At 62.5% G+C, this 9643-nt stretch carries 9 protein-coding genes; all 9 read left to right on the top strand.

Translation table 11 applies throughout. The features are described 5' to 3' along the window. Nucleotides 1–480 (top strand): TRAP transporter large permease subunit (locus AC2FLX_RS21420; protein WP_496875543.1); only part of this gene is annotated, 480 nt, incomplete at its 5' end. Between the two features lie 68 nt (nt 481–548). Next, complete coding sequence (locus tag AC2FLX_RS21415) at nt 549–2336, top strand: feruloyl-CoA synthase (RefSeq protein WP_496811319.1); 1788 nt, start codon at nt 549–551, stop codon at nt 2334–2336. Between the two features lie 149 nt (nt 2337–2485). Beyond that, nucleotides 2486–4015 carry a benzoate-CoA ligase family protein gene (locus AC2FLX_RS21410; protein ID WP_496811318.1) on the top strand — a complete coding sequence of 510 codons (1530 nt, stop codon included), beginning with the start codon at nt 2486–2488 and terminating at the stop codon, nt 4013–4015. Continuing rightward, the gene (locus tag AC2FLX_RS21405) at nt 4015–4833 is read left to right on the top strand and encodes an alpha/beta fold hydrolase (RefSeq protein WP_496748463.1); all 819 of its coding nucleotides are present in this window, start codon (nt 4015–4017) and stop codon (nt 4831–4833) included. The genes AC2FLX_RS21410 and AC2FLX_RS21405 overlap by 1 nt, the downstream gene beginning before the upstream one ends. 2 nt (nt 4834–4835) lie before the next feature. Next, nucleotides 4836–5282 (top strand): DUF309 domain-containing protein, encoded by a 447-nt coding sequence (locus tag AC2FLX_RS21400; protein ID WP_496811317.1) that lies wholly within the window; start codon nt 4836–4838, stop codon nt 5280–5282. A gap of 151 nt (nt 5283–5433) precedes the next feature. Further along, nucleotides 5434–7095 carry a 2,3-epoxybenzoyl-CoA dihydrolase gene (gene boxC / locus AC2FLX_RS21395; RefSeq protein ID WP_496875542.1) on the top strand — a complete coding sequence of 554 codons (1662 nt, stop codon included), beginning with the start codon at nt 5434–5436 and terminating at the stop codon, nt 7093–7095. Nucleotides 7096–7124: 29 nt separating this feature from the next. After that, entirely contained in the window at nt 7125–8576 is a 1452-nt protein-coding gene (gene boxB / locus AC2FLX_RS21390; protein ID WP_480748525.1) for a benzoyl-CoA 2,3-epoxidase subunit BoxB, read from the top strand. Between the two features lie 118 nt (nt 8577–8694). Continuing rightward, a complete protein-coding gene (locus tag AC2FLX_RS21385) occupies nt 8695–8871 on the top strand; it encodes a hypothetical protein (RefSeq protein ID WP_480748526.1) in 177 nt (58 codons plus the stop codon). Then, a partial coding sequence (locus AC2FLX_RS21380) for a 4Fe-4S binding protein (RefSeq protein WP_496875541.1) occupies nt 8868–9643 on the top strand: 776 nt, incomplete at its 3' end. The genes AC2FLX_RS21385 and AC2FLX_RS21380, both read left to right, overlap by 4 nt.

Below are 9643 nucleotides of genomic sequence, written 5' to 3'. Positions count from 1 at the left end.
CTGTCGATGATCCTGCTGACGATCCCGATCTTTTTCCCGGTGATCTCGGCGATGGATTTCAATTTCGTCTCGCTGGCGGCGATGCAGGCCCAGGCCGCGATGGAAGTGCTGAATGTCGGCGTGCCCGACGGCATGGGTATCGAGATGCTTGCCTCGATTCAGGATGCCATCGCCACTGGCACCGAACTGACACGCGAACAGATGAAAGAGCTGGGCATTCGCGTCACCCGTGGCATGGCCAACCGGATCGAGGCGGAACAGGTCGCCATCTGGTTCGGCATCCTCGTGCTGATCGTGGTCGAGGTCGGCCTGATCACACCGCCGGTGGGCATGAACCTGTTCATCATCAACGCCATGGATCAGACAACGCGCATGATCGACACCTACAAGGCGGTTCTGTTCTTCGTGGCCTCCGACATCATCCGGGTAATCATCCTTGTCGCCTTCCCGGTGATCACGTTGTTTCTATTGCCGGGCTGAGAACGTTCAACCCGGTCTGACCTGTCGCGCACCGGCCCAGCCGGAACGCGGCGGCGTGGGAGAGGGCGATGGCACAGTATGTTGCACATGACGTTATCCGCGAGGACAGGGTCGATGGCGCGATCCTCCTGCGCTCGGCCCATGAGCTGCCCGAACCCGCCCACAAGACGACCGACTGGCTGCACCACTGGGCCGCCGCCTGTCCCGAGGCGGTGTTTCTGGCCGAACGCAGCGGACCGGGCTGGCGCGAACTGCGCTATGCCGAGGCGCTGGACCGGGTGCGCGCCCTTGCCTCCGGTCTGCTGTCGCGCGGCCTTGGGTCGGATACGCCCATCCTCATCCTCTCGGGCAACAGCATCGACCACGGTCTGCTCAACCTTGCCGCGCAATATGTCGGGATTCCCACGGTGCCGGTGGCCGAGCAATATTCCCTGATTCCCGGCGCGCTCAAACAACTGCACCACATCCTCGACCTGATCCGCCCGTCGATGATCTATGCCGAGGATGGCGAAACCTTCGCCGCAGCCCTTGGCATGGAGGGCATGGGCGGACGCCAGATTGCAGTTTCACGCAACGCAGGGCAGGGGATGTCCCTGCTCTCCGACCTTGCAGCCGCCAGTGCCGATATCGACGCCGCCGCCGCGCGGGTCGGCCCGGATACGGTGGCCAAGATCCTGATGACGTCCGGGTCCACGTCGAATCCCAAGGGCGTTCTGACGACCCAGGGCATGATGTGCGCCAATCAGGCGCAATACACGCAGGCCCTGCCGTTCCTCTCAGAACGCCCACCGCGCCTGGTGGACTGGCTGCCCTGGAACCATGTCTTTGGCGGCTCGAACAACTTCAACCAGATGCTGGCTTTCGGCGGTGCGCTTTATATCGACGGCGGCAAGCCCGCTCCGGCGCTGATCGGCAAGACTTTCGAGAACAACCGCCTGATGAACGGTACCATCGCCTATAACGTGCCAGTGGGCTTTGCCCAGCTCCGCAACGAGATGCGGCAGGATGAGGCGCTGAAACGCAACTTCTTCGCCGATCTCGACATGCTGTTCTATGCGGGCGCGTCGCTGGCACCCGATGTCTGGCAGGATCTGACCGACATGGCGCTCGAGGTGCGAAAGGAACCGCCCCTGATCACCACCTGCTGGGGCATGACCGAAACCGCGCCCGCCTGCATCTTCCAGCATGTCCCGGCCAATCTGCCGGGCATCGTCGGGGTGCCGCTGCCGGGCGTCACGGTCAAGCTCGTCCCCGAACAGGACGGGCGGTACGAGGTGCGCGTCAAAGGCCCCAACATCTTTCCCGGCTATCACAACGACCCCGTCAAGACCGCCGAGGCGTTCGACACAGACGGCTTCTTTTGCAGTGGCGACGCCATGACGCTGGTGGATGCGGCCGACATGAATCGTGGCCTGCGCTTCGCTGCCCGTATCTCCGAGGATTTCAAACTCGCCTCGGGCATCTGGGTGCGCGCCGCCGCGCTGCGCCTCGAACTGCTTGCCGCGCTTGCGCCGCTGGCCGCCGATGTCATCGTGACCGGACCGGATCGCGATGAGGTCGGCCTGATGATCCTTCCGACACCAGTGCTGTCCAAGGGCCTGAAGGCGCACGAGGGCGCATTCCTGCCCGGAGACAAGGCCGCTGACATCTCGGCGCGGCTCGGCAAGGCCAACGGCGACAAAGGCTCCTCCGCCCGCATCACCCGCGCCCTGATCCTGTCCGAACCGCCCTCGATGGCGGATGGCGAGGTCACGGCCAAGGGCAACCTGAACTTCGCCAAACTGCTCGCCCGCCGCGCCGTGCTGGTCGAGAGGCTGTACGAAACGGCCGATCCGGCGACAATTTATGTGCAATAAAATGCATGAAGGGAAAATTCAGATAGGCACTATCTTGCATAAATGAGTTTAAAGTGCATTATTGCCACCCGAGGGGAGAGGGTGCGCGTGGGCCGGTCGTCAGGGCCGCCCGCGTGCATTCCCCGGGGACATCACTGGGAGGAGCGACCATGAGCGGAAACGCCGCGCAGTACTTTGTGGACCGGCATGTCAGCGAGGGCAACGGATCCCGCCCTGCCTTTCGCGAGGCCGCCGGGCAAAAGCGCACCATGACCTATGGAGAGTTGGCCGATGCCTCGGCCCGCGTGGCTGGCGCCCTGTCCCGCGCCGGCATCCCGCGCGAGGCCCGCGCCGCCATGCTGGTGCTGGATCAGATCGAATTTCCGCCGATCTTCTGGGGCTGCCTCAAAGCCGGCGTTGTTCCTGTTCCGCTCAATACCCTGCAGGCTGCCCCGGTTTATGACGTGATCCTCAACGACAGCCGCGCCACCTGCCTGTTCGTGTCGCAGGAGCTGTGGCCCGTGGTGCAGCCCGCCGCCCAGGCTTCGCCCCACCTGACCCATATCGTGGTGATCGGCACCGCCCCGGACGGCACGCAAAGCTTCGATACCTTCATGCAGGGCGCATCGCCCGCCGAAACTGTCGAGGCCTCGGACGATGACACCGCATTCTGGCTCTACTCCTCCGGCTCCACCGGCCAGCCCAAGGGGGTGCGCCATGTGCACGGCAGCCTCAGGGCCACCGCCGACACCTATGGTGCGCAGGTGCTGCAGATCGAACCGGATGACGTTATTTTTTCCGCCGCCAAACTGTTCTTTGCCTATGGCCTTGGCAACGGAATGACCTTTCCGATGTCGGTGGGCGCCGAAACCATCCTGTTCAACGGTCGCCCGACCCCCGAAGGGGTGGTCGGGATCATCGCCACCGAAAAGCCCACCATCTTTTGCGGTGTCCCGACCCTTTACGCCGCGACCGTGGCGCTTTTGGAAAAACAGGGCGCACCGGATGTGCAACTGCGCCGCTGCATCTCGGCGGGCGAGGCGCTTCCCGAAGAGATCGGGCGCGGCTGGAAACGGCTCTGGGGCGTCGATATCCTTGATGGCGTCGGTTCCACCGAAATGCTGCACATCTTCCTGTCGAACGCGCCCGGCGATGTCGAATACGGCACCTCGGGCCGCCCCGTTCCGGGTTACGAGGTGCGGCTGGTCGACGAGGACGGCGCCGATGTCGGCGTCGGCGGTCTGGGCGAACTGCTGGTGCGCGGCGCGTCCGCCGCCGATGGCTACTGGAACAAGCGCGACAAAAGCCGCGCCACGTTCGAAGGCGAATGGACCCGCACCGGCGACAAATACGAACTGACCTCCGAAGGGCGATATGTCTATTGCGGGCGCACCGATGACATGTTCAAGGTTTCGGGCATCTGGGTTTCGCCCTTCGAGGTCGAACAGGCCCTGATCTCGCACCCCGCCGTGCTGGAGGCCGCGGTTGTTGCGGCCCGCGATTCTGACGGGCTGGAAAAACCCAAGGCTTATATCGTGCTGAAACAGGATGGTTCGGACGGGCTGGCCGACGAGTTGCGCACCTTCGTCAAGGACAAGGTCGGCAAGTGGAAATACCCCCGCTGGATCGATTTCGTTGATGACCTGCCCAAGACCGCCACCGGCAAAATTCAGCGCTTCAAGCTGCGGGAGGACGGGTGATGTTCGACTGGGCGCAGACGCCTTCGCAGCCGCTGACCGTCAATGGTGTTGCGCTTGAATATGCCTGTTACGGCCCGCCACCGGATCAGACGCCAACCATCCTCCTGCTGCACGAAGGGTTGGGATGCGTCGCGCTGTGGCGGGATTTCCCGCAGGCTCTGGCAGATCGTACCGGCCTTGGTGTGCTGGTCTATTCCCGGCAGGGATACGGTCAGTCCGATCCGATCAGCCTGCCGCGCCCGATCCATTTCATGACGGACGAGGCGGTGAATGTCCTGCCGCACATCCTCGATCAGGCGGGCATTCAGCACTGCATCCTGTTTGGTCATTCCGACGGCGGCACCATCGCCGCGATCTATGCCGGCAGCGTCGAGGATTTCCGCGTGCGCGGCCTGATCCTCGAAGCGCCGCATTTCTTTACCGAACCGATGGGTCTGGCCGAGATTGCCCGCGCGCGCGAGGCGTTTCAAACAACCGACCTGCGCGACCGGATGGCCAGATACCATCGCGATCCCGAAGGGGCGTTTCGCGGCTGGTGCGATGTCTGGCTCGATCCCGATTTTACAGGCTGGAACGTGGCAGAGGTCATCGACTATATCCGCGTGCCCATCCTGGCCATTCAGGGCCGCGACGACCAATACGGCACCCTGGCGCAGATCGACGAGATCGAGGCCCGAACATATTGCCCCGTCGACACGGTGATCCTCGATTGCCGTCATGCGCCGCACAGCGAAGCGTCCGAACAGACGATGGAGGCGGTGGCAGAATACTGCACCCGCCTTCTGCGTATCGAAGCCGCAGAAATCATCACGGCCTGATCATGACCGTCACCCGCGACATGGCGCCTTACATCCCGGGTCTGACCGCGCGGCCTGCCTCGGACGCCTTCGCGGCAATCCGCGACACCGTCACCCCGGATATGACCGTCAATGACATCGCTGCGTCGGAAGCATGGCGCGCCGGGTGGGAGCTGCTGGAGCAGGGATGTTTCTGGGAAGCCCATGAAGTGTGGGAGCCGGTTTGGCTGAGCCTGCCGCCCAACTCGGTCGAACGGCATTTCGTTCAGGCCTGCATCCAGTTTGCAAACGCCTGCCTGAAACACCGGATGCAGCGCCCGCAAGCTGCCGCCCGCCTTGTCAAGCTGGCGCGCGAGCACCTGAAAAGTTGCAGGGACCGTGGCGTCATTCTCGGCGTTGATTCCAGTGAACTGGACCAGAGATTGGACCGGATTCGGCCGGATTTTCGGGATGTGCAAAATAATGCATAACTTTATGACTGAAAAAGACGCATTTTTGCCTAATGATTCTAATACTTTGAAAAATATGGCGTGAAAATATGCATTATTTTGCCTATTGCTACTTGCTGAACCCCGAGCTGCGCAATAAACTGCACCGAAATGTCCCTTTGAGGAGCCTGAAATGACCCAACGCATCGACTTTCAGACCGACCCCTCGAAATACCGCCACTGGCGGGTCGAGTATGATGGCGAGATCGCCAACCTCTTCATGGATGTGGATGAGCAGGGCGGGCTGTTTCCGGGTTACGAGCTCAAGCTGAATTCCTATGACCTTGGCGTCGATATCGAACTGGCCGATGTGGTGCAGCGGATGCGGTTCGAGCATCCCGAAGTCAAGGTCGTGGTGATGCAGTCCGGCAAGGACCGCGTGTTCTGCGCCGGGGCCAACATCCGGATGCTGGGCGGTGCCAGCCACGCGCACAAGGTCAACTTCTGTAAATTCACCAACGAAACCCGCAACACTTTCGAGGCGGCGGAAGAGGACTCGGGCCAGAAATACATCGCCGCCGTCAAAGGCTCCTGCGCCGGGGGCGGATATGAGCTGGCGCTGGCCTGCAACTACATCATGCTGACCAATGACAGCACCTCGTCCGTGGCATTGCCCGAGGTGCCGCTGCTGGCGGTTCTGCCCGGCACCGGCGGCCTGACCCGCGTGACCGACAAGCGCAAGGTGCGCCGGGATCTGGCCGATGTCTTCTGCTCGGTCGAAGAGGGCGTGCGCGGCCAGCGCGCCGTCGACTGGAAACTGGTCGACGAGATCGCCCCCAACTCGAAATTCGACGAGGTGGTGCAGGACCGCGCCCGCGAGTTTGCCGCCGTCTCGACCAAAGCGCCGGCGGACAAGGGCATCGCACTCACGCCGCTCAACCGCACTTTCGGCGACGACGGTTCGGTCACCTATTCCACCGTCGAGGTCACAATCGATCGCGCCGCGGGTCGCGCCACCATCACCATCAACGGCCCGCAAGAGGACGCGCCCGCCGACATGGGTGCGGTCCAGGCCCAGGGCGCGGACACCTGGATGCTGCGCCTCGCCCGCGAGCTGGACGACGCCATCCTGCACCTGCGCCTGAACGAGCGCGAACTCGGTCTCGTCGTGTTCCAGACCCAGGGCGACCCGGCCCGCGTACTGGCCCATGAACAGCTGCTTCTGGACAACGCCGGTCACTGGCTGGCCAACGAGATCCTGAAATACTGGAAACGCGTGCTGAAACGCGTCGACATGACCTCGCGCAGCCTTGTCGCCATCGTCGAACACGGTTCCTGTTTCGCCGGGGTGCTGGCCGAATTGCTCTGGTCTGTCGACCGTTCCTACATGATGCTGGACGAGTTTGAGGGCGACAACCGCCCGCTGGCCGCCATCACGCTCAGCGCCAGCAACTTCGGCACCTATCCGATGGGCAACAACCTGTCGCGCCTCGCCACCCGCTTCTGGGGCGATCCCGACGCCGTGGACAAGCTGAAGGACCACATCGGCGAACCGTTCGAGGCGCAGGAGGCCGAGGAACAGGGCCTTGTCACCTATGCCTACGACGATATCGACTGGGAGGACGAGGTTCGCATCTTCATGGAAGAACGCGCCAGCTTCTCGCCCGACGCGATGACCGGGATGGAGGCGAACCTGCGCTTTGCCGGTCCCGAAACGATGGAAACCCGCATCTTCGGCCGCCTTACCGCATGGCAGAACTGGATCTTCCAGCGCCCCAACGCGGTCGGTCCCGAAGGCGCATTGCAGCGTTACGGCACCGGCCTGCGCGGCGAATACAACATGGAACGTGTATAAGGGGCCCGGGCCCTTGGCGGAGGAAAGACATGCTTGACCTGATCAACGTAAGTTACGACACCCAGATCCCCAACAACGTGGGCCTGAGCCAGGACAAGAAGGTGCTCAAGGCGCTGGAAAAGTGGCACCCCGGCTATATCGACTGGTGGAACAAGCTGATCCCGCGGGACTTTCAGGAATCGCTGGTCTACCTGCGCACCGCCGTCAGCGTCGATCCCAAGGGCTGGGCCAAGTTCGACTACGTCAAGATGCCCGAATACCGCTGGGGCGTGCTCCTGGCGCCGCAGGTCGAGGAACGGATGATCCCCTGCGGCGAGCACGCGGGCCAACCCGCCTGGCAAGAGGTGCCGGGCGAATACCGCAACCTGCTCAAGCGCCTGATCGTGATCCAGGGCGACACCGAACCGGCCTCGGTCGAACAACAGCGCCTGCTGGCGCTGACCGCGCCCTCGCTTTACGACATGCGCAACCTGTTTCAGGTCAACGTCGAAGAGGGCCGCCACCTCTGGGCGATGGTCTATCTGCTGCACAAGTATTTCGGCCGCGATGGCCGGGAAGAGGCCGACGACCTGCTGCGCCGCCAGTCGGGTTCCGAAGAAGCCCCCCGCATGCTGGGCGCGTTCAACGAGGAAACGCCCGATTGGCTCAGCTTCTTCATGTTCACCTATTTCACCGACCGGGACGGCAAGATGCAGCTTGAATCGCTGGCGCAATCCGGTTTCGACCCGCTCAGCCGCACCTGCCGCTTCATGCTGACCGAAGAGGCGCACCACATGTTCGTGGGTGAAACCGGCGTTGGCCGGATCATCCAGAAAACCTGCGAGGTGATGAAGGAAAACGGCATCGACGATCCCTATGACGTGGGCAAGATCCGCGCGCTGGGCGTGATCGACCTGCCGACAATTCAGAAAAAGCTGAACCTGCATTACACCCTGTCGCTCGACCTGTTTGGGCAAGAGGTGTCGACCAATGCCGCCAATGCCTTCAACGCGGGCATCAAGGGGCGTTACATGGAAAACCGCCTGACCGACGACCACCAGCTTCAGGCCGACACCTATACCGTCTGGGATCTTGAGGACGGCAAGGCGGTCCAGAAACAAGTGCCCGCGCTGACCGCGATCAACATGCGCCTGCGCGACGATTATACCAAGGATGCCGCGGGCGGCGTCGGGCGCTGGAACAAGATCATCGAAAAGTCCGGCATCGACTTCGAACTCAAGCTCCCGCACGAGGCGTTCAACCGCAAGATCGGCGTCTTTGCCGACAAGCTGTTCGATCCCTCCGGCAAGGTCGTCAGCGGCGCAGAATATGACAAGGGCCTGCCCGACTGGCTGCCGACTCATGCCGACGGCGATTTCATCCAGTCGCTGATGAAACCCTGTTACGAGCCGGGCCAATACGCCCGCTGGATCGCGCCGCCCAAGGTGGGCATCGACAATCGCCCCGGCGACTTCGAATATGTGAAACTGCACATGGCGTAACACAAGAAACCCGGGCCAGGTGCCGCTAACGGTAACAAAATGTGACGAAAACCGGATTGACGGACTCACCATTTTTCCGTTTTTTGGGACCTGGCTTGTTCAGAAGGGGAGACCCGCAATGCAGATCGACCGCACCAAGGCTGAGACACCCAATCTCAAGGCTCTCGCTGGTCAGGTATCCGCGCTGCAAGGCCCCTGTGTCGGCTGTTCCGATTGTGTCGGGCTGTGCGCAGCCCTGATCGACACGCTGGTTCTGCCCGACGTCATCCTGACCAAGAGACGCGAGAGTTCATGAACCAGCCGCTCAAGCAGCACCTGATCGACCCCGAAATCTGTATCCGTTGCTACACATGCGAGATGACCTGCCCCGAACAGGCCATCGAACATGACGACATGAACGTGGTGGTGGATGCCGACAAATGCAAATTCTGCATGGATTGCATTCCCGTTTGCCCCACCGGTTCCATCGACAACTGGCGCGTGGTGGCCCAGCCCTATTCGCTGCAGGACCAATACGGCTGGATGGACCTGCCCGAGCAGGAAGAGATGACGGGCGACGAAGGGCTTGAAGCGCTGGACGACTCGATCGCCGCCCTGCTGGCCGAGGCGCACAAAGGCGCAGGGGGCAAGGCCAAGGCGCCGCAGTCGGCCTCAAAACCCACGATCAACATGTACGGCCTTGGCAAGCCCGCGCAGGCCAGGGTCACCGGCAACTTCCGCCTGACGGCCGAAGACAGCGACAACGACGTCCGCCACATCATCCTCGATTTCGGCTCGCTGCCCTTTCCGGTGCTCGAAGGGCAAAGCATCGGGATCATCCCGCCGGGCACGGATGACAACGGTAACGCTCATCTGCCGCGCCTCTATTCCGTGTCCAGCCCCCGCGATGGCGAGCGGCCGAACTTCAACAACCTGTCGCTCACCGTCAAGCGCGAGGAACAGGGCCTGTGCTCGAATTATGTCTGCGATCTCAAGCCCGGCGATACGGTCAACGTGACCGGCCCGTTCGGCTCGACCTTTCTGCTGCCGTCTGACCCGAACGCGCATCTGTTGATGATCTGCACCGG

It is taken from the genome of Ruegeria sp. YKSF57 (assembly GCF_059612585.1).
Note: the sequence above shows the minus strand (reverse complement) of the source record. Positions and strands in the feature narration are given on the sequence as shown.

What these genes read in the sequence shown, in the direction of transcription:
- AC2FLX_RS21415 (WP_496811319.1), top strand. Translation starts at nt 549, where the DNA reads ATGGCACAGTATGTTGCACATGACGTTATCCGCGAGGACAGGGTCGAT.
- AC2FLX_RS21410 (WP_496811318.1), top strand. Translation starts at nt 2,486, where the DNA reads ATGAGCGGAAACGCCGCGCAGTACTTTGTGGACCGGCATGTCAGCGAG.
- AC2FLX_RS21405 (WP_496748463.1), top strand. Translation starts at nt 4,015, where the DNA reads ATGTTCGACTGGGCGCAGACGCCTTCGCAGCCGCTGACCGTCAATGGT.
- AC2FLX_RS21400 (WP_496811317.1), top strand. Translation starts at nt 4,836, where the DNA reads ATGACCGTCACCCGCGACATGGCGCCTTACATCCCGGGTCTGACCGCG.
- boxC (WP_496875542.1), top strand. Translation starts at nt 5,434, where the DNA reads ATGACCCAACGCATCGACTTTCAGACCGACCCCTCGAAATACCGCCAC.
- boxB (WP_480748525.1), top strand. Translation starts at nt 7,125, where the DNA reads ATGCTTGACCTGATCAACGTAAGTTACGACACCCAGATCCCCAACAAC.
- AC2FLX_RS21385 (WP_480748526.1), top strand. Translation starts at nt 8,695, where the DNA reads ATGCAGATCGACCGCACCAAGGCTGAGACACCCAATCTCAAGGCTCTC.